The sequence below is a fragment of the Halogeometricum sp. CBA1124 genome (assembly GCF_009741955.1).
Lineage (GTDB): Archaea > Halobacteriota > Halobacteria > Halobacteriales > Haloferacaceae > Halogeometricum > Halogeometricum rufum.
Genome location: NZ_WPCD01000037.1, coordinates 1 through 22,675 on the forward strand (window position 1 = coordinate 1; position 22,675 = coordinate 22,675).

13 protein-coding genes and 6 pseudogenes are annotated in these 22,675 nt (G+C 64.6%); 10 read left to right on the forward strand and 9 right to left on the reverse strand.

Annotation, left to right across the window (positions count from 1 at the left end; all coding sequences use genetic code 11):
- Positions 1-190, forward strand: a pseudogene (locus GJ632_RS22000) (D-2-hydroxyacid dehydrogenase); the annotation flags it as partial.
- Between the two features lie 7 nt (positions 191-197).
- On the opposite strand, the gene gdhB reads toward GJ632_RS22000, so the two are convergent.
- The 3 genes and pseudogenes from gdhB to GJ632_RS07255 form a co-directional block, all read right to left on the reverse strand.
- On the reverse strand, positions 198-1,484 hold the full coding sequence (gene gdhB, locus GJ632_RS07245; RefSeq protein WP_089809637.1) for a glutamate dehydrogenase GdhB: 1,287 nt from the start codon (positions 1,482-1,484) through the stop codon (positions 198-200).
- A 181-nt stretch (positions 1,485-1,665) separates the two neighbouring features.
- The gene (locus GJ632_RS07250) at positions 1,666-2,844 is read right to left on the reverse strand and encodes a M24 family metallopeptidase (protein ID WP_089809635.1); all 1,179 of its coding nucleotides are present in this window, start codon (positions 2,842-2,844) and stop codon (positions 1,666-1,668) included.
- A 167-nt stretch (positions 2,845-3,011) separates the two neighbouring features.
- Positions 3,012-4,671 (reverse strand): annotated as a pseudogene (locus GJ632_RS07255) (aldehyde ferredoxin oxidoreductase family protein).
- 132 nt (positions 4,672-4,803) lie between these two features.
- Here GJ632_RS07255 and GJ632_RS07260 point away from each other — a divergent pair.
- Positions 4,804-6,182, forward strand: a pseudogene (locus tag GJ632_RS07260) (aspartate aminotransferase family protein).
- Positions 6,183-6,282: 100 nt separating this feature from the next.
- Here the strand turns inward: GJ632_RS07260 and GJ632_RS07265 are convergent.
- Both GJ632_RS07265 and GJ632_RS07270 read right to left on the reverse strand, forming a co-directional pair.
- A complete protein-coding gene (locus GJ632_RS07265; RefSeq protein WP_089809931.1) occupies positions 6,283-6,669 on the reverse strand; it encodes a Rid family detoxifying hydrolase in 387 nt (128 codons plus the stop codon).
- 288 nt (positions 6,670-6,957) lie between these two features.
- Complete coding sequence (locus GJ632_RS07270; protein WP_191452537.1) at positions 6,958-7,602, reverse strand: hypothetical protein; 645 nt, start codon at positions 7,600-7,602, stop codon at positions 6,958-6,960.
- A gap of 358 nt (positions 7,603-7,960) precedes the next feature.
- On the opposite strand from GJ632_RS07270, the pseudogene GJ632_RS07275 reads away from it, so the two are divergent.
- From GJ632_RS07275 to GJ632_RS07300, 6 genes and pseudogenes are all read left to right on the forward strand, one after another.
- Positions 7,961-9,593 (forward strand): annotated as a pseudogene (locus GJ632_RS07275) (BCCT family transporter).
- Positions 9,594-10,583: 990 nt separating this feature from the next.
- A complete protein-coding gene (locus GJ632_RS07280; protein WP_089809627.1) occupies positions 10,584-11,357 on the forward strand; it encodes an IclR family transcriptional regulator in 774 nt (257 codons plus the stop codon).
- Between the two features lie 915 nt (positions 11,358-12,272).
- The gene (locus tag GJ632_RS07285; RefSeq protein WP_089809625.1) at positions 12,273-13,469 is read left to right on the forward strand and encodes an orc1/cdc6 family replication initiation protein; all 1,197 of its coding nucleotides are present in this window, start codon (positions 12,273-12,275) and stop codon (positions 13,467-13,469) included.
- Between the two features lie 350 nt (positions 13,470-13,819).
- Complete coding sequence (locus GJ632_RS07290) at positions 13,820-14,485, forward strand: hypothetical protein (RefSeq protein ID WP_343161073.1); 666 nt, start codon at positions 13,820-13,822, stop codon at positions 14,483-14,485.
- Positions 14,486-14,677: 192 nt separating this feature from the next.
- Complete coding sequence (locus GJ632_RS07295) at positions 14,678-15,259, forward strand: hypothetical protein (RefSeq protein WP_197427925.1); 582 nt, start codon at positions 14,678-14,680, stop codon at positions 15,257-15,259.
- Between the two features lie 812 nt (positions 15,260-16,071).
- Positions 16,072-16,869, forward strand: coding sequence for an NAD(P)-dependent oxidoreductase (locus GJ632_RS07300; RefSeq protein ID WP_191452540.1), 798 nt, complete (start codon positions 16,072-16,074; stop codon positions 16,867-16,869).
- A gap of 33 nt (positions 16,870-16,902) precedes the next feature.
- Here the strand turns inward: GJ632_RS07300 and GJ632_RS24675 are convergent, their stop codons facing one another.
- On the reverse strand, positions 16,903-17,547 hold the full coding sequence (locus GJ632_RS24675; RefSeq protein WP_343161074.1) for a glycoside hydrolase family 15 protein: 645 nt from the start codon (positions 17,545-17,547) through the stop codon (positions 16,903-16,905).
- Here GJ632_RS24675 and GJ632_RS23225 point away from each other — a divergent pair.
- A complete protein-coding gene (locus GJ632_RS23225; protein WP_343161075.1) occupies positions 17,509-17,820 on the forward strand; it encodes a ribose-5-phosphate isomerase A in 312 nt (103 codons plus the stop codon). The two genes, GJ632_RS24675 and GJ632_RS23225, sit on opposite strands and share 39 nt — an antisense overlap.
- A gap of 42 nt (positions 17,821-17,862) precedes the next feature.
- Here the strand turns inward: GJ632_RS23225 and GJ632_RS07310 are convergent, their stop codons facing one another.
- The gene (locus GJ632_RS07310) at positions 17,863-19,530 is read right to left on the reverse strand and encodes a trehalose-6-phosphate synthase (RefSeq protein WP_231751388.1); all 1,668 of its coding nucleotides are present in this window, start codon (positions 19,528-19,530) and stop codon (positions 17,863-17,865) included.
- 37 nt (positions 19,531-19,567) lie between these two features.
- Positions 19,568-20,439 (reverse strand): annotated as a pseudogene (locus GJ632_RS07315) (fumarylacetoacetate hydrolase family protein).
- A 115-nt stretch (positions 20,440-20,554) separates the two neighbouring features.
- Between GJ632_RS07315 and GJ632_RS07320 the strand changes: the two are divergent.
- Positions 20,555-22,017 (forward strand): annotated as a pseudogene (locus GJ632_RS07320) (aldehyde dehydrogenase family protein).
- A 109-nt stretch (positions 22,018-22,126) separates the two neighbouring features.
- Here GJ632_RS07320 and GJ632_RS07325 read toward each other — a convergent pair.
- The coding region (locus tag GJ632_RS07325; RefSeq protein WP_197427926.1) for a nitroreductase family protein at positions 22,127-22,675 on the reverse strand (549 nt) is incomplete at its 5' end.

Sequence of the window (22,675 nt, forward strand, 5' to 3'; positions counted from 1 at the left end):
GACCGACCCCGAACCGCTCCCGAACGACCACGAACTGTGGGACCTGGAGAACTGCCTCGTCACGCCGCACACCGGCGGTCACACGCCGAAACACTGGGACCGTCTCGCGGATATCGTCGCGGAGAACGTCTCGCGCCTCGAGTCCGGCGGCGAACTGGTGAACGAAGTGCTCGCGCCGAGCGCGGACTGAACTCAGTTCAGGGCCACAGGCCGCGCGTCGACTTCGCCTCCGCGACGCGTTGAAGCGCGACCACGTACGCGGCGTCGCGCCACGTCACGTCGCGCGCCTCGTACTCCCCGCGGACGTCGTTCCACGCCGACAGCATCTGCGACTCCAGTTCCTCGTGGACGCGTTCGAGCGACCACTGGCGTCGGTTGATGTCCTGCAACCACTCGAAGTACGAGACGGTGACGCCGCCGGCGTTGGCGAGGATGTCCGGAATCACCGGCACGCCGCGCTCTTCGAGAATCGCGTCGGCGGCGAACGTCGTCGGCCCGTTCGCCCCCTCGACGACCAAGTCGGCCTGCACGCGGTCGGCGTTGTCGGCGGTGACGACGTTACCGACGGCGGCGGGCACGAGGACGTCCACGTCGAGTTCGAGGATGTCCTCGTTCGACATCGTCTGGGGCGCGTCGTGTCCCATCACGGCTTCGGGTTCCTCCTCGTGGGTCGGAACGGCGTGCGTGTCCAGTCCGTCTGGGTCGTAGATGGCCCCGTTCACGTCGGAGACGGCGACGACGTTCGCGCCCCAGTCGTCGAGGGCGCGGGCGGCGTTCGCGCCGACGCTCCCGAACCCCTGCACGGCCACGGTCGTCTCCGAGAGGTCCCAGTCGTAGTAGTCGACGGCCTCGCGCGTGACGATGGCGACGCTTCGCCCGGGCGACTCCTCGCGGCCGTAACTCCCGCCGATGACCGGCGGTTTCCCGGTGACGACGCCGGGCGTCGTCTGCCCCGTCTGCATCGAGTAGGCGTCCATGAACCACGCCATCGTCTGCGCGTCCGTCCCCATGTCCGGCGCGGGAACGTCCTGCTTCGGTCCGACGACGTCGCGGAGTTCCTCGGCGAACCGGCGTGTGAGTCGCTCGGTCTCCTTCTCGGAGAGGTCCTTGGGGTTGACGGCGACCCCGCCCTTCCCGCCGCCGAACGGGAGGTCCATCACCGCGCACTTCCACGTCATCCACATCGACAGGCCGACGCACTCGTCGGCGGTGACCTCGGGGTGGAAGCGGAGGCCACCCTTGTACGGGCCACGCACGTCGTCGTGTTGGGCGCGGTAGCCCGTGAACACGTCCAGCGACCCGTCGTCCCGTTTCAGCGGAACGGAGACGCGCGCGACGCGCGTCGGGTGTCGGAGGCGTTCGATGACGTTCGCGTCCACGTCCACGTGCGCCGCCGCCCGTTCGAGTTGCCGGCGGGCGGTGACGAGTGCGGAGTCCGCGTCCGATTCGCCCGTGTTCTCCTCGTCCGTCGTCGCTTGTGCCATGTGCGGAATCAATGACGAACCATCGTGTTAAATTAATCGATGAGTCGTTCCCCGTTCTTCGGACTGTTTTCAACGGCTGCGAGGAGTCTAACGTCTAATTCGGCCGCGAAGAAATGTTGCGGCGACCGAAAGCTCGTCGCCGGGCCTGACACCGCTGACCCGCGTCAGTGAATCCGGGGGCTCACGTCGAGAACAACTCCCGCGGGAAGTCGGCCAACACCTCGGCGCCGTTCGACGTGATACGGAACGTCTCGGAGAGTTCGACGCCGAAGTCGTCGAACCACAGCCCCGGAATCATGTGGAACGTCATGTTCTCCTCTAGCACCGTCTCGTCGCCGGGTCGGAGACTCGCCGTGTGTTCGCCCCAGTCCGGCGGGTAGCCGAGTCCCATCGAGTAGCCGATTCGCTCCTCCTTCTCGATGTCGTACTTCGAGATGACGTCGCGCCACGCCCGTTCGACCCGTTCGCAGGTGACGCCCGGTTCGGCGGCGTCGAGGGCGGCTTCGAGCCCCTCGACCACTATCTCCATCCGCTCCGTCATCTCCGCCGGCGGGTCGCCGACGTACGTGGTCCGCGCGAGCGGAGAGTGGTAGCGGTGCCGACAGCCCGACAGTTCGATGATGACCGGGTCGCCGCGTTCGAACTCGCGGTCCGTCCACGTCAGATGCGGCGTCCCCGTGTGGTCGCCGGAGGGCATGAGGGGAACGATGGAGGGGTAGTCGCCGCCGTAGTCGTCGGTCCCGCGGATGAGCGCGTCGTAGATGGCCCGCGCCGCCTCCGACTCGGGGACGCCCTCCTCGATGGTCTCCAGACCCGCGAGCATCGCCTCCTCGGAGATGCGGGCGGCCTCGCGCATGTAGTCGAGTTCGCGTTCGGACTTCGTGACGCGCACCCAGTTGACCAGAAGCGTCGCGTCCGCGAACGTCGCCTCGCCGAGATTCTCCTGCAGTCGCGTGTACGACTTCGCCGTGAAGTAGTACGCGTCCATCTCCAGTCCGATTCGCCCGTCGGCGACGCCGAGGGCTTCGAGGACGTCGGCGAGGTAGTCCATCGGGTGGAGGTCGTACGGCGAGTGGACGTGGTCGTCGCTGTAAGACTCGATGCTCTCCTCGGAGAGCCACGTCGTCGCGCGCGCGCCGTTGGCGTCCTGTCCGCGGCCGACCCAGACGGGTTCGTCGCGGTCGGCGGTCACGACGACGGCCTGGTGGACGTAGAACGACCAGCCGTCGTACCCCGAGAGGTAGTTCATGTTCGCCGGGTCGGCGACGACGAGGGCGTCCAACTCGTCCTCGCGCATCCGCGCTTTCGTCTCCTCGATGCGTCTCTCGTACTCGCTGGGTTCGAACGTTGACTGGGGCATGCTACCGAGACTCGGAAACAGGTTGTGCGAACAGCGGTATAACTTTTTTTGTGTACGGCGAGAACGAATCCTGTGTAGCGGTACGCACGGACCGCGAGAACGAAGGGGGCCGGACGGAAGACAGACGAAACGCGGGGGCCGGTCAGAGGGCGAACGGGACGCGGGAGTCAGGCCGGAACGTGTCCCTCGGGGACGACGCCGTCGTCGGTCCACCCGCGAGCGTCGTAGTACTCGTCCAGTGCCGCCTCGAAGTCCGGCAACTCGTACGGGAGTCGGTCGTCCGAGCGGTCGAACCCTCGCTGGTTGTTGAAGTGCCGTTCGAGCGTCACGGTCCGCGCGCCCACCGCCAGCAACTCCTCGAAGTCCGCGCCGAACAGCATCTCGTAGCGCTCCGGCGTCATGTAGTCCCGCGAGAACTTGCACACCACGCCGCTGTCGTTCAGCGCCATCAGGTTCTCTCGCTCTATCAGCACGTCTGCCTTCCCCACCGTTCCCTCGGGGTCAACCGCTTGCTCCTGCGGCACCAGCGGATACTCCACGGAGTAAAACGTGGCGTACATGTGGTCGGCACCGCGGTTCGCGACGGCGTAGGACAGTCCCTGCCCGTGCAGGACGCGTCCCTCGTGGGCCGCGAAGTCCATCCCCTTCACCGTCCAGTTCTCGACGCCGAGTTCCTCGTGCGTCCGGTCGATGCCCTCGGCCAACGTGTCACCGACGCCCTCGCGGTGGGCGATCTTCTCGACGAGGTCCCAGATGAGTTCGCGGTTGCCGAACTCGTCCTCGGCGGCGAGGTAGGAGGCGACGACGTTGCCCGCCGAGATGGCGTCGAGACCGTACTCGTCGCAGAGTTGGTTGGACTTCATCACGTCGACGATGTCGTCGCGCCCGAGTTCGACCCGAACGCCATCGCCACCTCGAACTCGGGGCCCTCCGTCTCGACGCCGCGTTCCTCGTCGCGGGTGGGGAGTTTGCAGGCGAACGCGCAGGCCGAACAGGTCCCCTTCTTGTACTTCTTCGAGGCGACGGCGTCGCCGTTGATGCCCTCGACGCCCTCGAACGTCTGCTCGGAGAAGTAGTACGAGGGCAAGCCGTTCACCTCGTTGGCGAGGTCCATCACGGCGACGGTTCCCTGCTCTTTCATGATGTGGTCGTCCGTCGCTGCCTCGCGGTGGATGTCCATCTGGCCGGCCGGAACGTCGATGTCGGGCGCGGAGTCACCGCCGAACGTCACGGCCTTCACGTTCTTCGAACCGAGGACGGCACCGAGTCCGCCGCGGCCGAACGCGCGTTCCTCGGAGGTCATGATGGAAGCGAAGCGCACTTCGTTCTCGCCCGCCGGCCCGACGACGGCCGTACGGTCCGGTCCGATGTCGTGTTCGGTTTCGAGATACTCGACGGTGTCCGGAACCGTCGCGCCTTCGAGGTGGGGGACGGCCTCGAAATCGACTCCGTCGTCGGTGACGTGGACGACGAGGAGTTCGTCGCTCGCACCGGTGAACTCGACGGCGCTGTACCCCGTGTCGGCGAAGTGGCGGGACATGAACCCGCCGGCGTCGAGGAGAGCAGACCGTCGGTCAGGGGCGAGACGGCGGTGGCGTTCATCCGTCCGGTGAAACTCATGTTCGACGCCTGCATCGGTCCCGTGGTGAAGACGAGGCGGTTCTCCGGGCCGAACGGGTCGGCGTCGTACGGGATTCGGTCGTGCGCGAGTTTGGTGGCGACGCCGCGCCCCCCGATGTACGACTCTAGCACGTCGGTAACTGTGACGGCGTTCGTCTCCCTGCTCCCGACGTCGACAGACAGGAGCGGGCCTTTCGCGTGAAGCATGCGTGTGACTACTTCGCGGAGTATTTAATGTATTGCGGTCAGTTGCGCCGGCGAACTGTCGTCAGTTTCTGTGTATCCGTTGTATGGATACTGTGGACAACTTATTTATGATAGTTACACCTCAACATGGACATGGCACGCGGACCACCGATATCGGAACTACACTACGACGAGGCACCGTCCGTCGACTCCGTCCCGGGTCCACGCTCGCGCGAACTCATCGAGAAGCAGCAGAACATCGACAGTAGCGCCGTCGCGTACCCCGAGGACATCCCCATCGCGTTCGATTCGGGGAAGGGGGCGACGGTCCGCGACGTGGACGGGAACACGTTCATCGACATGTTCGCCGGCATCGGCGTTCTCAACGTCGGTCACTCGAACCCCTACGTCCTCGAGGCGGTCCACGAACAGACCGACAAGTTCGTCCACACCGTCGACTTCCCCACCGAGGCGCGTCTGGACCTCATCGAGAAACTCGACGAGATTGCGCCGGCCGGCCTACAGGGCAACATGCGAACCGTCTTCGGCGGGCCGACGGGGAGCGACGCCGTCGAGGCGGCGATTAAGCTCTCCAAGTACAACACGGGCGGCGACGGACTCATCGCCTTCCGCGGCGCGTACCACGGGGCGACGAGTGGTGCGATGAGCGTCACCTCGAACAAGAAGTTCAAGGAGGCGTACACCCCCCTCCTGCCCGACGTCGTCCACGCGCCGTACCCCTACCCGTTCCGGATGGAGAAGTCGCCGCAGGAGGCGGTGGACCACGCCCTCGAAGAACTGCAGGAGATAGTCGAGGACCCGTACGGCGGACTGGCCAACCCCGCGGGCATCATCGTCGAACCCATCCAGGGTGAGGGCGGCGTCGTCACGCCGCCGGAGGGCTTCCTGCAGGCGTCCGCGACATCGCCACCGACAACGACATTCCCCTCGTCTTCGACGAGATTCAGAGCGGTCTCGGCCGGTCCGGCCAGTGGTGGGCCAGCGAGTGGTACGACGTGACGCCCGACGTGATGACCTCCGCGAAAGCGCTCGGCGGGACGGGCTTTCCCCTCTCGGCGACGATGTACCACGAGGACCTCGACACGTGGGGGTCGGGCGACCACGCGGGCACCTACCGCGGCCACGTCGTCGGCATGCGCGCCGGTACCCGCGCCATCGAGTACATCCAGGAACACGACCTGTTGGCCCACGCCCGCGAACTCGGCGACTACATCAAGACGCGCCTCGAAGAGGTCGGCGAGTCGAACCCGCAACTCGCCGAAGTGCGCGGGAAGGGTCTCTTCATCGGCGCGGAGTTCGTCGACGCCGACGGCAACCCGGACGGCGACGTCGGCGACGCGATTCAGGACTACTGCTTCGAACACGGCGTCCTCGTCTGGAAGGCGGGCCGCCACGGCAACATTCTGCGTCTCCTCCCGCCTCTAGTCCTCACGCGGGACCTCGCGGAGACGGCGCTAGACGTCATCGCGGACGCCATCGAACACGCGACGACGGCGACGGCCGCGCAGTAAGCGACCGGTCGCTCGAATCTCGGGTTCGGTCTCGGAGTTCCTCGGTTCTGGCTGTTCTCTCGGTTCTTCGCCGTCGTATCGGTCGGTGAGCCGATACCGGTCACGCCACCTTCGCGACGGCGTCTATCTCGACGCGCACGTCGTCGGGGAGACGGGCCGCCTCGATGCAGACGCGCGCGGGCGGCGTGTCGCCGACGTGTTCGGCGTAGGCCTCGTTGACGGCGTCGTAGTCGTCCATGTCGGTGACGTACACCGTCACCTTCACCAGGTCGTCCAGCGACCCGCCCGCCTCCCTGACGACGGCCGCGAGGTTGTCCATCACTCGGTGCGTCTGCGCCCGCACGTCGCCGTCGACGTCCTCGCCCGTCTCGGGGTCCACGGGTCCGAACCCGGAGACGAACAGGAACCCGTCCGCGAGGACGCCCTGCGAGTAGGGGTTGTCGTTCTGCGGTGCGCCCGACGTGGATATCGCTCGCTTGTCTGCCATGCGTCGGCCACATCGTCGCTCCCGAGCGTAATAAACGTTCTTCGGTACGTCGTACACAGTAACTGTATCCTGCTTTCGAGACGGTGAGACCGGAGGGGGGGACCGGCCGGTCAGAGATACTCGCTCAGACCGGCGACGTACTCGGTTATCATGACCAGTGTCGTGGTGCCGGACACGAGAGGAACCTGTGCGACGGGGGCGGGTGCGGACAGACGAGGAGGGAAAACGACCCGAAACGGGGGACCCGTTCCAAGTCGGCGGACCGAGGTTCGCGCGTCGGTCAGTCGTTCAGGTTCTCGCGCGCCGGGTGCGTCGGTCAGTCGCCTCCGAGACGGCGTCAAGGAAGTCGGGCATCTGCTCTTTCATTCCCGACCGCATCTCGCCCGGCGAGAACGCCTCGGACTCCGTCATGAGGCGAACGAACGCGCGGAGTTCCTCGTCGGTCACCTCGTCGAACCGCTCGGATTCCAGTTTGTCTACGACTTCGTCGACGTCTATCTGGCCGACGGGGTCGACGTTGAAGTCGACGGTCACCATCCGGTAGTCGGAGCCGGCGAGTTTCTGCTCGGCGCGGTTGACGCCCTGGCCGAGCATGTCCTTGAACGGGACGTAGTAGCCCATCGTGCCGAGGTGGAGGAAGCCGAGCATGTCGACGATGCCCTGCGTGTACGCCTCGCGCGCCTCGTCTTCGGGGTTGAACACCGTCTCTCGGTCGCGGTCCTCCAGATGGTCGAACAGGATGGTAAAGTCGAGGATAGCGTTCCGAAGGCGACGCCGGATGCGGTTGCGCTTCTGCTTCTTCGAGTGTTCGGTGTAGTCGGTCTTCCGACCGAGGAGGAACTCGCGGTCGCTCGGCGTGAGGATACCTCGGTCCCTGTCCGCCGCGTAGGCGAGGGAGTCGTCCGCGCCGTCCGTGGGGGATGCGTCCGTCATACACATTTCTCGTGTACGTGTTCCATTAAGGATTGTGGAGGCCGTAAGCGCTACTGGCGGCGACGGGGAGTCGATAGCGCTCGATTCCGGTACACGCCCCCGACCGCATCGGCCGACTGGAAGCGGATACAGATACCGTTTAGAGTTGTGACCGTTTCACGCGGCGTCCGCTCTCGCGGCCGCGCGGCGGGCGACTCCTCGGCATCGCCCACAACGTTTATTTGGTCGTTGGAGCATTTGGCTGACGTTGCTACCGACACTCACACATGCATCTCTATAGGCGGTCCGACGACCGACGGTCCGGGTCGTATCGTCACCACAACCATCTCGTCAGCCCCGTCGAGGGGGGTGGGCGGACGTGAGCGACGGCGAGAGCAGTCTCGCCGAGTTCCGCGAGGAGATAGAGCCGATCATCTTCGGGTTCGGCGCGGGAGTCACCCTCCTGTTCGTCGCCCTCTTCGCGCTTCGTCCCGAAGCGGCCGCAACCGTCGTCTCCGGCGTCAACTCGTTCGTCCTGGCCCGATTCAACTGGGCGTTCCTCATCGTGATGCTCGTTCTCGTTGGCTTTCTGGCCTTCCTCATCGTCGGGCCGTGGGGCGAGATCAGACTCGGCGACGAGCCTCCGGAGTTCAGTTACGTCTCCTACTTCACGATGATATACTCCGCAGGACTGGCCGCGGGCATCGTCTCTGGGGACCGACGGAGGCGCTCCTGCACTACTCGTCGGTCCCGCCGTTGTACGACGTCGCCGCGAAATCGCAGGCGGCAATCCCCATCGCGGTCCAGTACAGCCTGTTCCACTGGAGCATCACCCAGTGGTCGTGTTTCACCGTCATGGGGCTCGGAATCGGCTACTTCGCACACGCACGCGGAGCACCCCTTCGCGTCTCGGCCGTGTTGACGCCGTTCGTCGGCGCGGACAACGTGGACAACCTGCTCGGCAAACTCGTCGACATCCTCGCGGTGTTCGCGACGCTGGGCGGCGTCGCCACCTCGCTTGGGTTCATCGGGAGCCAGTTCCTCACGGGCATCGAGTTCAACTGGGGCTACCAACTCGGTGACCTCGGAACTATCGTGGTCATCACGAGCATGACCCTACTCTTCACCGTGTCGTTGGTCCTCGGCGTGGACCGTGGCATCCGCCGACTCTCCAACTTCAACATGGGGCTGTTCGCGGTGCTCATGGTCGCGACGCTGATTCTCGGCCCGACGGCTCGCGTCCTCGAACTCAGCACGCAGCGACCGGCGGCCTCCTGGGCGACTGGTTCCGGATGAGCCTGTTCACCGACTACACGGGCGGCGGCGAGTGGTCGAACGCGTGGACGGTGTTCTACTGGGCGTGGCCGTTGGCGTGGTCGCCGTTCGCCGGCCTGTTCATCGCCCGCATCTCGCGCGGCCGGTCGGTCCGCGAGGTGGCCTTCACCGGTATCGTGGCGACGTCGCTCGCGACCATCCCCTGGTTCGCCATCGTCGGCGGTACGGCCGTTGTCTTCCAGCACGGCGGCGTGGTCGACATCCTCGGTCCGGTGGGCCAGTACGGCGAAGCGGTGTCGGGTTACATCCTCTTTCAGGCCCTCAACGTACCCTGGATTCCGGTGCCGCTCGGAACGTTGCTACTGTTCGGCTTCCTCGTCCTGGTGACGACGTTCTTCGTCACGTCCGCGGACTCCTCGACGCTGGCCGTCTCGATGATGACGACGGGCGGGAAGGCCGAACCCTCCGCCGTCAGCAGAATCTTCTGGGGTCTCCTCCAGGGCGTCGTCGCGTCGATTCTGATGGTCATCGGCGGCGTGGAAGCGCTTCAGTCCGCCGCCATCGTCACGGGTGGCCCGTTCGCGATCGTTTGCCTCATCGCCGTCGTGGGTCTCGCGAAGACGTTCAGACGGCGGTCGGGCAATCTCGTCTTGCAGGACGAGACGGTGCTGTTCGGAGACGGCGGCGAGTCGGGATCGGCGGGTGCGCCAAAGACCGGGGCCGATTCCGACGACTGAGAGCCGTCCGCACCGGGCGCTCTTCGACGTCACCTTCCTGTCGAAGTTCGGGAGCGACGAATCCGTGTTTTAACTTACTCACGAAAAAATTAACCGTCGGGCCGGCCGTCCGTACAGTTCTGTCCCCGACTAGTAGTCCCGCGTGGAGCGGGAGATACGCCTCCGTTCCCGAGAGACGAACGATAGCGTGCCCGTTTCGTCGTTTATTTCGGTCCAGACCGTATGATAACTGTGGGAGACGACAATTCGTCACATACGTACGCGCGTAACGGCTACCATGCAGGAGACTGACACAGCCGACGGCGACAGTTAGTTTCGGCGGTGAACAGACACTCGGTCGACGCTTCGATCGTTACGTTCGAGTATTCTGATACGTTCGTTCGGCTCTCCGGAACCGTTCCGCAGAGCCGGAACGAGGTTCTCACCGTGCTGGCCACCTGTCGAACCGAGCCACTCCGTTTCTGACCGGCCCGGAGACGGGACGGTATTGGATTACAGCAGTAGTGGTGTAATGGGTCGCGCTCGGTGGTACCGTTTCCGCGGAAGCGGAGAGTGTTCGGCCGGTGGGAAATCGCACCGACACGCCGTCGTCGCACGCCGGGGTCGAACCCTCGGTACGGAAATCGAAGCACTCGTTCTGTCCGTAGATGCAGATATCTGTCTACGTTCGTGCGCCTGTGCTAACGAAATGACAGGTTCTGTCTGTCAAATACGAGCTGAGTGGGCTCATTCAGCTGTCGATACGGCTCTACACGCAAAAGAAGCAATGGCTCTGGAGATGAATACGCTCTTCTCGAACCGTCTGCGCGTATTTAGCTCCAGAAAGAGTATTCTACACTCAGTCCAGAGAGGGTATTCTGCACTCAGTCCAGAAAGGGTATTCTACACTCAGAGAGGTCGCTCTCCGCTCGGGTGTCCGTGAGAACGTGGTCGTGAGCGGAGACCCGAAAGCTACATAGTCATAAGTAGTACGACCGTGAGAGGTGACACATGAGACCGCGTAGCACCGAGAGCGACACGCTACAGACGACAGACATCTCGCTGCGTCTCGTCGAACTCATCACGGAACTCGACGGCGCGACGTTGGCCGAGTTGGCCGACGAGGCGGGTCTCGCGAAGAGCACCGTCCACAACCACCTCAAGACGCTCGCGAAGTACGGCTACGTGAGTCGTGAGGAGGACACCTACCACGTCGGGTTGAAGCTCTATCACCTGGGGAACTACGCGCGGAAACGCAACGAGGTGTACGGCGTCGCGAAGGCTCTCGTTCCGGAACTGGCCGACGAGACGCAACTCGAAGTCGACTTCACCGTCGAGGAGAACGGTCGCGTCGTCTCGTTGTACGACGAATCCACCTACTCCGACACGCCCTCGTATCTGGTCGATGGTCGGTTGTTCCACGTACACAGTACGGCTTCGGGAAAAGCGATTCTGGCCGAGTTCCCCGAGCATCGAGTCCGCGAGATTCTCGACCAGTGGGGGCTCTCCCCGCAGACGGAGCACACCATCACCTCCGCCGACGAGTTCGTCGAAGAACTCGCACGGGTACGCGAACGCGGATACGCGACCAACTTTGAGGAGGCGATAGAAGGGATGTGGGCGGTCAGCATGCCAGTCAAGACGCCACTCGGAGAGGTGTGTGGGTCCATCAACGTCTGTGGTCCGACGTACGTCCACGACGAGTCGAGAGAGCGCGCAGTCGTGGACGCGATGTCCGAGAAGGTAGACGAGTTCGAGCGTCGTCTCGCCACGCAGTCCGGGTGACGAATCTGGCGAGTGCGCACACGCTACTCGGTGCTTACTTCGGGTCCGAGGAGACCCCTCGTTTCGTCTGTTCGACGGAGAGTCTCCCCACCCCCCTCGTTTCGTCTGTTCCGGACTGCGGCACGAAGATGGCGGAAGCCCCCCACCCCTCATTTCGTCTGTTAGCGCGAACGAGAGGGGACCATCGTCGGTCACGCCCCCACCCCTCTTTTCGTCTGTTAGCGCGAACCAGAGGGGTGGTGTCCTCCCTTCACAGGTAGCGCCCACCCCCCCTCATTTCGTCTGTTCCAACGTCACGACCGGTCGCTATCGGGAGAATCGAACCGTTGGTAACCACTCCGAAGTCGGATCGAAAGCGGACGAAAGCCGGTGATTGGGCGGTAACCGCGAGAACGACGCCGGAACTACGAGGGGAGGAACACGGGTACAACGACGGTACCAAGAGGGAGCCAACAGTCGGAGCAACGTGGACGGTAGTGACGAGGAAAGGTGGTTGCGACCAGGGGGAGTGACGACGACCACCGGACGGTCTGATGGAAGAACAGACAGTGCCCGACGAGGAGCCTCCGTCGAGCGTAGATAATCGCCGTCGAACATCAGTAATTAGCTTTCTTACCTAGTTCACACCAGTCTACGGAGGTTCAGTACAACCCCTATACCAACTAAACTAACTAAACTAACTAAACTAACTAGACTAGTGTCTAGAGAAGAGTCTAGAAACGTAATTTGAATCTTACTATACCGGCAAATCGACTTTTCACCCTCCCCCCACCCCTCTTGCTCCACTTTTCTCACGAAATGAGGGGTGGGGGTGCAGCATAAACGAGATACTGATGAAACGAGTGACTACGACGAAACAGACGAAAACACACGACACTAGGTTTATGTGCGATGACCGTGAGGTAGCGAGAAGAGATGACACAGCCGTTCAGTAACATGGACAACACGCTGTTCGAGGACAAGGAGGTGCTATCCGAGGACTATCAACCCGACACTATCCTCGAACGCGACGACGAGATTCGAGCGTACCGCGACGCACTCAAGGACGTGTTGTTCGGACGGAATCCCTCCAACATATTCGTCTACGGGAAGACGGGCGTCGGGAAGACGGCGGTTACGAACTACATGTTGCAGGCGCTAGAGGAAGAGACGGAGAAACGGGACGAGGCGGACGACCTTCACGTTCGAATCTACAACTGTAACCGGGGCAGCGTCTACGGGGCGGTCCGTACTCTCGTCAACAAACTCCAGGACGACGACGAGGACCCGTTTCCGAAGACGGGGTTGTCGACGAACATCGCTTTCGAGACGCTGTACGAGAAGATGGACGACATCGGCGGCACGTTCCTGTTCGTCCTCGACGAGATAGACCACCTCTCCGACGCCGACGAACTCCTCTACGAGTTCCCTCGCGCGAGGGCGAACGGACACATCACGGAGTCGAAAGTCGGTGTCATCGGAATCAGCAACAACTATCGATTCCGTGACTCACTCTCGCCCAAGGTCCGAGACACGTTGATGGAGAAGGAGATATCGTTCAGTCCGTACGACGCCAACGAACTTCGGTCCATCCTCGACAAACGGGCGGAGAAGGCGTTCCGTGACGGTGCGTGTTCCGAGTCGGCGATCCAACTCTGTGCCGCACTCGCGGCACAGGACACGGGCGGTGCCCGGCAGGCACTCGACCTTCTCCGTACCGGCGGTGACCTCGCCGAGTCGGAGGGCGACGGCATGGTGACCGACGAACACATTCAGGACGCTCGCGAACAGGTTCGACGGGGCCGGGTGACGAACAAGATTCGCGACCAGACCATTCACGGTCAACTCGTGTTAGAGTCCGTCGCCAGACTGGAGAGCGAAGACGAGACGCCCTCTCGAAGCAAGGAGATACGCAACGTGTACGAGACGGTCGCCGGTCACTACGCCTACGATCCGCTTACGAGTCTCAAGAGCATCCAGAATCACCTCGGAACGCTCGAGATGCTCGGATTTCTCTCGAAGACGGAGTACAACGACGGTAAACGCGGCGGTTCCTACTTCGTCTACGAACTCTCCGTCGACACCGACGCCGTGTTCGAAGCGCGCGAACAGATCGAACGAGAACGCGAGTAACTCCTTCTCGCTTTTTCTTTTCTCTCTTCTTCTCTTCCTCCTCTTCCTTCTCTTCTTCACCCTCCCCCCTCGTTTCGTCTGTTACGACATCGTCGAACCACCGTCGCAGGCTCCCCCCCTCGTTTCGTCTGATAGGCTGTCAGTTTCACATACTGTCTGTAGATTCGACTGGCTGCCGTCGATACCGGCCGACGAGTCTCGCGGAGATGAGACTGATCGCTGACCGTCGAGATTCGAACACCGAACGTCGACGTGCGGTTCCCTCGAAAACGACTCGTTCGACCGGTGGAGTTAGGGACGCGCCACCATCACGGAGATGTATGACGGGCGCCGGGCCGGACGAACCGGAGGTGGAGACACTTCGACCCGCTCGGGAAGAGGCGCGCGAGACGCTCGACGCACAACTGACCGCCCTAGACGACATCGACTCGAAGGCGCTGTCGATGTTCCGTCTCAACGTCGCACTCGTCGGCGTCCTCGTGTCGGCGCTCTCGTTCGCGGCGGCGAGCGACGTGACGGCCGCGACGGCGCTGGTCAACCCCGCCGTCGGCGCCGGGGTGGCCTCCTTCGCGCTCTCGGCGACGGCGGCGGGACTGACGTACACGGCGTCGGGTCAGCACGTCGGTATCGGTCCGAGGGCTCTCGAAGCCGCGACGGGTCGGACCGAACGGGAGTTCCTGTCGTCGCTGCTGTCGAGTTACGCCCACTGGCTCCGGTACAACGAACGGACGAACGAGCGAAAGGCGCTACTGGTGACGCTGTCCGTCCTCGGCACCGTCGGCGGTGCGCTCGGACTGGGCGTCGGGGCCGTCGCGGCGTTCACGGGACTGTTCCTCGTTCCCGCCGCCGCCGCTCTCGTCGTCGTCCTCTCCGCCGCGGCGGTAGCCGGCGTCCCGGCTCAGTTTCGGCGCCTCCTCGGTGACGCCCAATCCGACGCCGACGTCGTCTCACCGCAATCGGCCGAAGAGCCGATGCTCGGACAGCGCACGTTCAAGGGACGTGACAGGCGAGAATAACCGTACGCACGGATGCCGCCTCCGGGAGAGGTGACTTCGGGGAGGGGTGACAGCGACGGCCGACGGACGGGGAGGCCGAAGTCGTCAGGACGACTTACTGGACCCGGAACGACGATACCCTTCCGGTCCGTCACTCTCGATAACTGGGAGGGAGACCCACGATTGATGACGTGTGACCTCGTCTGTACTCTCATGAGCTCGTACAGCGACTCCCGACTACGTACCGCCCCCCGGAAGCGACACGAGTTTCCGGCGTACGGTCCCGTGGACGCCGTTCTCGGGTTGTTGCTGTTCTACTATCTGGTGGACCGCGCGACGCCCACCGTCGTGGCGGTGCTGACGGAGTCGACGCTGTCCCTCTCGCCGTCGCTCGTCCGTTTCGGACTCGCGGCGTTCGTCTGGTTCGTCCTCGCGGTGACCGTTCTCGAACAGGTCAGACGCCAACTGGCGTCGCTCGGTATCGGCCGCTACGACGCGAACCGAAGCAGCATCTTCGGACGGAAAACTCCGACCGAGACGCAGGCGCTGGTGGCCCTGGTCGCCGTGCTGGTCTTCGGCCTCGCCGCGGCGTGGACGTTCGAGAGCGCAGTCTCGACCGCGATGTCGATGATTCGCGTCGTCGCCACGCTGGATGCAGGAGCGTTCGTGCCCGGTGAGTTCGCGGTCATGGTCGTCTTCTTTATATCCTTCTCGCTGGCGAGCAAGGCGCTCGACCGACTCCTCGTCGGCGGATTCAGGATGCTGTTCACGGAGTACGATTCCGAACCCGCGTGACATCGGCTCTCGCCCCACATCCGGCTCTCGTCCACATCACTCTGCGTCACACTCGACTTTCACCTCCCGTCCACGGTACTCTGCGTCCACGCCGCTCCGCATCCACGTCATCCCGTCTCCACCACGTATCGACGACACCTCTCTAGCCCAATGATTCAGTTGGATTTCGTTAGACGGCGTTATCACGTATGACACTACTAGTGGAGCGTACCATTCGCCCCGTCAGTCGGCGATAAAACACGATATCTCTCTTCACATCGATTTAAACCCCTGACCTGCGGAACTAGTACGTAAGACATAGATATTACAAAACTGCCATTAAATACGAAACTCAATTATGATACTAACTTAGATTACAATAAACTCTGTCGACCGCGCGCTCGACGGTCGAACGTCTTACGGACGACGTGCGGGCAGATAGGTAAAAACCCGGGTTCGACAGGGTAAACTGCCCGATACGACCGCCGATAGCATTGTAATGGATTTCGTGAAAATCACTCTCACCGCATCGTTCACGGAGGCGATGTGCGGTCCGCGTCGGACGAGTCGGACGGGTCGAGAGATTCGACGACTATCCGGGTTTCGCGGGGACGGAAGTTCTGCTGACTCGTTCCTGTCTGTCGCCCCGAACTTCGATTCCTTCGCTATCCACTTCCGGTACTCGTCCTCGGAGAGGACGAAGGTTTCTCGGGGGCGTGCGGTCCCGCCCTCGTCGTCCGATACGGCGTCGAACCGCCGGCTGATACCCCCTCCGGCGGCCGTCCTCCGGCCGGCCATCGAACCTTTGGCACTCGCGACTCACTCTCCCGTCGATGGCGCACATCGCGATAACGGGAGCCGCCGGTAACGTCGGAAGTACCGTCCTCGACGCGTTCGACCGGGAGACGCACACGGTCACTCCCATCACGCAGACGGAGGAGGAAGACATCGAGAGCATCGTCCTGAACGTGCTGAACCGGGACGACTTCGTCGAGAAACTCCCGGACGACGTGGACGTGCTCGTCCACCTCGCGGCGAACCCGTCCCCGTACGCCGACTGGGACGAGGTGAAGGACGTCAACGTCGACGGGGTCTACAACGCCTACCACGCCGCCGTCGAGAACGACCTCGACCGAGTCGTCTACTCCTCGTCGAACCACGCGCTGAACGCGCGGGAGGTGGCCGACCCGGACGAACCGGAGACGCTCCGCGACGACGCGCCGGCCGTCTACCCGGACCAGGAGCCGTATCCCGACTCGTTCTACGGCGTCACCAAGGTGGCCGGCGAGGCACTCGGCAAGCACTTCGCTCACAAGACGGACCTCGAAGTGGTCAACCTCCGAATCGGGTGGCTCCTCCCGCGCGAACAACTGCGCGAGAAGGTGACCGACCCGCCGGCTTCGGACGAGTACACCGAGGAGGGGGCGCGGTTCGCCCGCGCCATGTGGCTGAGCCCGCGCGACTGTCGTGACGCCGTGGCGGCCGCGGCACTCGCCGACGTTCGGGAGAACCCGCTCACCGCCCACGCCATCTCCGCGAACGACGAGCGCTGCCTGTCGCTCACGCAGACGCTCCGAAGCATCGGCTACGCGCCGCGAGACAACGCCGCCGACGTCGTCGAGCAGAACTGACGCCCGCACTCGTCGCTCTCGTCGCAGACCGACTCAGTCCAGCGAGTGTGCGCCGAACGGCTGAATCTCGACGTCCTGTCGCGCCTCGGCGAGGTAGAGCGCGGCGTTCACCAGTCCGATGTGGCTGAACGCCTGCGGATAGTTGCCGAGCAGTTCCCCCCGTTCCGCGTCGACTTCCTCCGACAGCAACCCGAGCGACCCGGCGTAGTCGACGACGTTCTCGAACACGGTTTCGGCTTCCTCCACGCGGCCGCAGACGGCGAGGGCGTCCACGAGCCAGAACGAGCAGAGGACGAACGCCCCCTCCTCGCCGGGCAACGGGTCCGCGCCGTCTCTGTACCTGAACACGAGTCCATCCTCGGTCGCCAGTTCCTCCCGAATCGTGTCGACGGTCGAGACGACCCGGTCGTCGTCAGGCGGGAGAAAGCCCGTCAGCGGGACGAGCAGCGCCGTCGCGTCCAGCGTCTCGCCTTCGTACCGCTGTGTGAACGCCCCGATTTCGTCGTCGTAGCCGCGTTCGAGCACCGTCTCGTGAATCTCCTCGCGGACCGTCGACCACCGGTCGTCGTCCTCGGCGAAGTCCAGCGTCTCCGCCATCTCGATGGCCCGGTCGAGGCCGACCCAGCACATCACCTTCGAGTGGACGAACTGGTGGTCGTCGCCGCGGACCTCCCAGATGCCCGACCCCGGTTCGTCCCACGTCTCGCAGACGTGGTCCGCGACGCCGGCGGCGACCCGTCGCTCCGCTACGCGGAGGCGAAGGACGGACCGCTGTTCACGGCGAACGGGAACCTCGTCGTCGACTGCGACTTCGGCGAGATAGACGATGTCGACGCGCGGGCCGCCGACCTCGCGCGGATTCCCGGCGCGCAGGAACACGGCCTGTTCGTGGAGATGGTGGACGAAGTCGTCTACGGAACCGACGAGAGCGTCGAACGCGTCGAGTTCTGAGAGCGACGACTTCTCGCGGCGTTCCGTCCCGTCGTCGGCTTCTCAGCGCACCGTTCTGTTCTCGCGTATCTCCTCGATTTCGGCGAACACGTCGGCCATCCACGCGTCGAGGTCGGCGTCGGCGACGCGTTCGCGGAGCGTCCGCATCCGACGGTGTCGCTCCGTCTCCTCCATCGTCACCGCCTCCTCGATGGCGTTGGCGAACTCCTGCGTGTCGTAGGGGTTGATGCTGACCGACTGGTCGCCGAGTTGCTCGTGCGCGCCGGTCTGGTTCGAGAGGACGAGGACGCCGTCGTCGTCGATTTGCGAGGCGACGAACTCCTTGGCGACGAGGTTCATCCCGTCGCGGAGGGCGCTGACGAGCATCACGTCGCTGTAGCGGTACAGGGCGTTGAGCGCGTCGCTCTCCAACCAGTCGTCGATGTAGACGACGGGCGTCCACTCGTCGGTGCCGAAGCGTTCGTTGATGCGCTCGACGGCCTCCTCGACGTTGGACTGGAGGTTCTGGTACTCGGGGATGAGCGACCGCGACTCGTCGGCCTTCTGGACGTACGTCAGTTCCCCCTGCCACTCGGGGCGGGTCCGCCAGAACTCCTCTAACGCCTTCAGTCGCTCGACGATGCCCTTCGTGTAGTCGAGTCTGTCGACGCCGAGTGCGACCATCGACTCCTCGGGGATGCCTCGGTCGCGCTTGAACGACCGCCACGACTCCTCGTCGGTGTCCGCGGCGGACTGGGCCACCGAGTTCGCGTCGATGCCGAGGGGGAACGCCGCGACGTGCGTCGTGTGGCCCTCGTACTGGACGCGGTTGTCGTCGTAGTCGACGAACGCGTCGTCGAACGCCTCGTCGACGCAGTCGAGGAAGTTGTAGCAGTACCGCTCGACGTGGAACCCGAGCAGGTCGTTCGCCAGCAACCCCTCGAGGATGTCGGCCGCCTGCGGGCAGGCGCGGAACGTGTCCCACCCGGGCCACGTGATGTGCCAGAAGTGGGCGAGGAGCGCGTCCGGAACCTGCTCGCGCACCTGTCGCGGCGCGAGGGCGAAGTGGTAGTCCTGAAACCAGACGATGGAGTCGTCGCCGATGGCGTCCACGACGGCGTCGGCGAACTTCCCGTTCACCTGCTGGTACCGCCGCCAGTGGCGGTTCGCGTACTCGGTCTGCCAGACGCCGCCGTGACAGAGGGGCCACAGCACCCGGTTGCTGTACCCGTAGTAGTACGCCTGTACCTCGTCGTCAGAGAGCCAGATGCGCTTGAGCGCGTACGACTCGTCTTCGGGCGGCATCCGAACGGTGCCGTCGTCGCCGGTCACCTCCCGGTCGGCCTCGCCGTCGCCCCACGCGATCCACGTCCCGTGGGCGCGTTGCATCACCGGGTCGAGTCCGGCCGTGAGGCCGCCCGCGGGGCGGTCGACGACCACGTCGCCGTCGTCGTCGTACTCGTGGGAGTACGGCTGTCGGTTCGAGACCAACACGAGGTCGTTCTCGACTGCAGGGTCGGCCGCCGTCGTCGCATCGTCCTCGGTGTCGGTCGCTTCGTCGCCGTTGTCGATGGGCGCGTCGTCTTCGGCGTCGGCCGTATTGTCGCTGCCGTCGGTATCGCTCGCGTCGTCTTCGGCGTCGGCCGTATTGTCGCTGCCGTCGGTATCGCTCGCGTCGTCTTCGGTGTCGATTCCTTCGTCGTCGTCGTGTTCGTCGCTCGTCGTGGTCATCGTGGGTGAGTGCGGGTGTCTCGGGCGCCGTGCGGCCTCATACGACCGTCACCGCGTTCGCCAGCGTTCCGATGGATTCGATGTCGATTTCGACGTGGTCGTCCTCGCGGAGCGTGAACTCCGTCGGCGGGACGATGGACGTGCCGGTCAGCAGGACGGCCAGTTCGGGAACCGCGTCGTGCCGCGTCAGCGACGACACCAGTTCCTCGCAGGTGCGTGCCATCAGCGAGGTGTTCGTCTCGCCCTCGAACGCCGTCTCGCCGTCCCGGCGGATGGTCATCCGCACGTCGAGTTCGTGCGGGTCACCGACCGTCTCCGGCGAGGCGACGCACGGACCGACGGCGCAGCACCGGTCGTACACCTTCGCCTGCGGGAGGTACAGCGGGTTCTGCCCCTCGATGTCGCGACTGCTCATGTCGTTGCCGACGGTGTAGCCGACGATGTCGCCCTCGTAGAGGACGACGCCGAGTTCGGGTTCGGGGACGTCCCAGTCGGAGTCCGCGCGGATGCCGACTCGGTCGTCTGGGCCGACCGTTCGCGACGGCGTCGCCTTGAAGAACAGTTCGGGGCGCTCGTTCTCGAACACGTCCTGATAGAGGTCCGGCCGGTCGCTCTCGGTCTGTCTGGCGTCGTCGCTCGCCTCGTAGGTGCGCCCGCGGCCCACACTTCGTCGGGGACCAGGGGACGCGCGGTCGCCGTCTCGACGGACTCCGTCCCGACGACCGGCGCGTCGGAGACGATGCCCTCGGCGACGCCGTCCACGCCGCGGTTCGTCGCCGACGCGACCATCGCGAGGTCGCGGAACGACGACACCGCGGGACGCGCCGCCGTGAGGTCGTATCCCGACTCCCCGTCCCGGGCGACGAGACGCAGGTCGTTCGAGCCGGTCCGAACGTGAAAGTATCGCACGCCTCTCAGTTCTCGGCGTCGCCGCATATGTCTCACGGCGGTTCGAATCACGTTCGAGGACGGTCCCGAACGACGGCCACAAGAGGGGTAAGTCGAGGCTTCGAAGCCAGACGCGATGGTGGATACGTACCAGAACTACGTTGACGGCGAGTGGCGAGACTCCGAGACCGGCGAGACGTTCGAGGTGACGAATCCAGCGGACCAGTCCGACGTCGTCGCGCCTTCCAGCGGTCGAGTTCGGCCGACGCCGCCGGGGCGATAGAGGCCGCCGCGGCCGTCGAAGACGAGTGGGCGGAGACGCCCGCCACGGCGCGCGGGACGTTCCTCCGCGAGACGGCCAAACGGATGGACGACCGCGCCGAGGAACTGACCGAGACGCTGGTCCGCGAGGAGGGGAAGACGCGGACCGAGGCCGCCGGTGAGGTTCAGCGAGCGGTCGACATCTTCTACTACTACGCCGAACGCGCGAAGGACTACGCGGGCGAACGGCAGGAGCCCTCGACGACCGACCAGAACCTCTACTACGTGCGCGAACCGATGGGCGTGGCCGGCCTCATCGTCCCGTGGAACTACCCCATCGCCATCCCGTCGTGGAAGATGGCTCCCGCGCTGGCGACGGGGAACACGCTCGTCGTCAAACCCTCGCAGGACGCGCCGAACGTCCTCCGAAAGGTGTTCGAGTGTCTCGACGCCGCGGCCGAGGAGACGGGCGTCCCGGACGGCGTCGTCAACTTCGTCGCCGGCGGCGGCGAGGAAGTCGGCGGGGAGATACTCGACCACGAGGCGGTCGACACCGTCTCGTTCACCGGCAGCCGTCAGGTCGGCGAGATGATATACGAGGAGGCGACGGACTCTCACAAGCGCGTGCAGACCGAACTGGGGAGCAAGAACCCCACCGTCGTCTCGGCGAGCGCCGACGTGGAGGAGGCGGCCGACGTCGTCGCCGCGGGCGCGTTCGGCGTCACCGGGCAGGCCTGCACCGCGACCGAACGCGTCGTCGTCCACGACTCGCTGTACGACGACTTCGTGGAGGCACTCGTCGAACGGGCCGAGAGCCTCGACGTCGGACCGGGACTGGACGACCCCGACATGGGTCCGCACGTCAGCGAGAGCGAACTGGAGAGCACGCTGGAGTACGTCGAAATCGGGCAGGACGAGGGCGCGACGCTCGAGTACGGCGGCGAACGACTCGAGGGCGACGACTACGACGACGGCTTCTTCGTCTCGCCGACCATCTTCACCGACGTCGAGTCGGACATGCGAATCATGCAGGAGGAGGTGTTCGGCCCCTTCGTCGGCGTCACCTCCTACAGCGACTTCGACGAGGCCGTCGAAATCGTCAACGACGTGGAGTTCGGCCTCGCGGCGGGTATCGTCACGCAGGACCACTCGGAGGCCAACCGCTTCGTCGACGAGGCGGACTTCGGCGTCGTCAAGGTGAACGAGGCGACGACGGGGCTGGAACTGCACGTCCCGTTCGGCGGGATGAACGCCTCCTCCTCGGAGACGTACCGAGAGCAGGGCGAGGAGGGGATGGACTTCTTCACCATCACGAAGACCGTCTACGACAACTACTGAACCCGCTCGCGGCGTCTTCGGACGCCGCTGCACCCGCCCGATAGCACGGACGCCCCGGGTCGGTTTCGACCGACTCGCCGCGTTCGCTTTCCGAGGCGGCCGCACGCGGTCACACGAGGACGTCTTCGACGGGTCGCCGGGGCGTCCGGGTCGCGTCCGGGTCGGCGTGGCCGAGGCGGAACAGGTGGACGGGTTCGGACTCGCCGAGGCCGAGCAGTTCCGAAAGCTCCGCGCACAGGTCCTCGACCTCCAGAATCTGACTCATCGGATGTACCGCGAGTCCCTCGCTGGTCGCGGTCAGCGCCGCGCGCTCGAACGCCCGCCCGACTCTGAGACGCGACTCGACGGTGTCGTCGTCGGCAGTGAGGACGGCGACGACGGGTGCGCTGGTCACGAGTTTCGAGTTCTTCTTTCCCTCCCGCGCCCCCATATCGAGGTACCTGACCGCGAGTTGGCCGACGCGCGCCGCGAGCCACCCCGCCCCGAGTGACCCGTCTCCGATCCAGCGCCCCAACTCCGCGCGGTAGCTCGGGTCGTCGAACTGCTGTTCGTCCGCTCGGGTCTGGAGCGCCGCTATCCGCTCTCTCCGTGCCGGGTCGGTGACGAGTTCGAGTCCGACGCCCGCCGACGCCGCGTCCGTCTCCAACCGCTCCAGAAC

Bases quoted from the DNA above. Each gene is read 5' to 3' on its own strand.
- GJ632_RS07295 (WP_197427925.1), top strand. From the start codon at position 14,678: ATGAGCTCGTACAGCGACTCCCGACTACGTACCGCCCCCCGGAAGCGA.
- GJ632_RS07300 (WP_191452540.1), top strand. From the start codon at position 16,072: ATGGCGCACATCGCGATAACGGGAGCCGCCGGTAACGTCGGAAGTACC.
- GJ632_RS07310 (WP_231751388.1), bottom strand. From the start codon at position 19,530: ATGACCACGACGAGCGACGAACACGACGACGACGAAGGAATCGACACC.
- GJ632_RS07270 (WP_191452537.1), bottom strand. From the start codon at position 7,602: ATGACGGACGCATCCCCCACGGACGGCGCGGACGACTCCCTCGCCTAC.
- GJ632_RS07280 (WP_089809627.1), top strand. From the start codon at position 10,584: ATGAGACCGCGTAGCACCGAGAGCGACACGCTACAGACGACAGACATC.
- GJ632_RS07285 (WP_089809625.1), top strand. From the start codon at position 12,273: ATGACACAGCCGTTCAGTAACATGGACAACACGCTGTTCGAGGACAAG.
- gdhB (WP_089809637.1), bottom strand. From the start codon at position 1,484: ATGGCACAAGCGACGACGGACGAGGAGAACACGGGCGAATCGGACGCG.
- GJ632_RS07265 (WP_089809931.1), bottom strand. From the start codon at position 6,669: ATGGCAGACAAGCGAGCGATATCCACGTCGGGCGCACCGCAGAACGAC.
- GJ632_RS07250 (WP_089809635.1), bottom strand. From the start codon at position 2,844: ATGCCCCAGTCAACGTTCGAACCCAGCGAGTACGAGAGACGCATCGAG.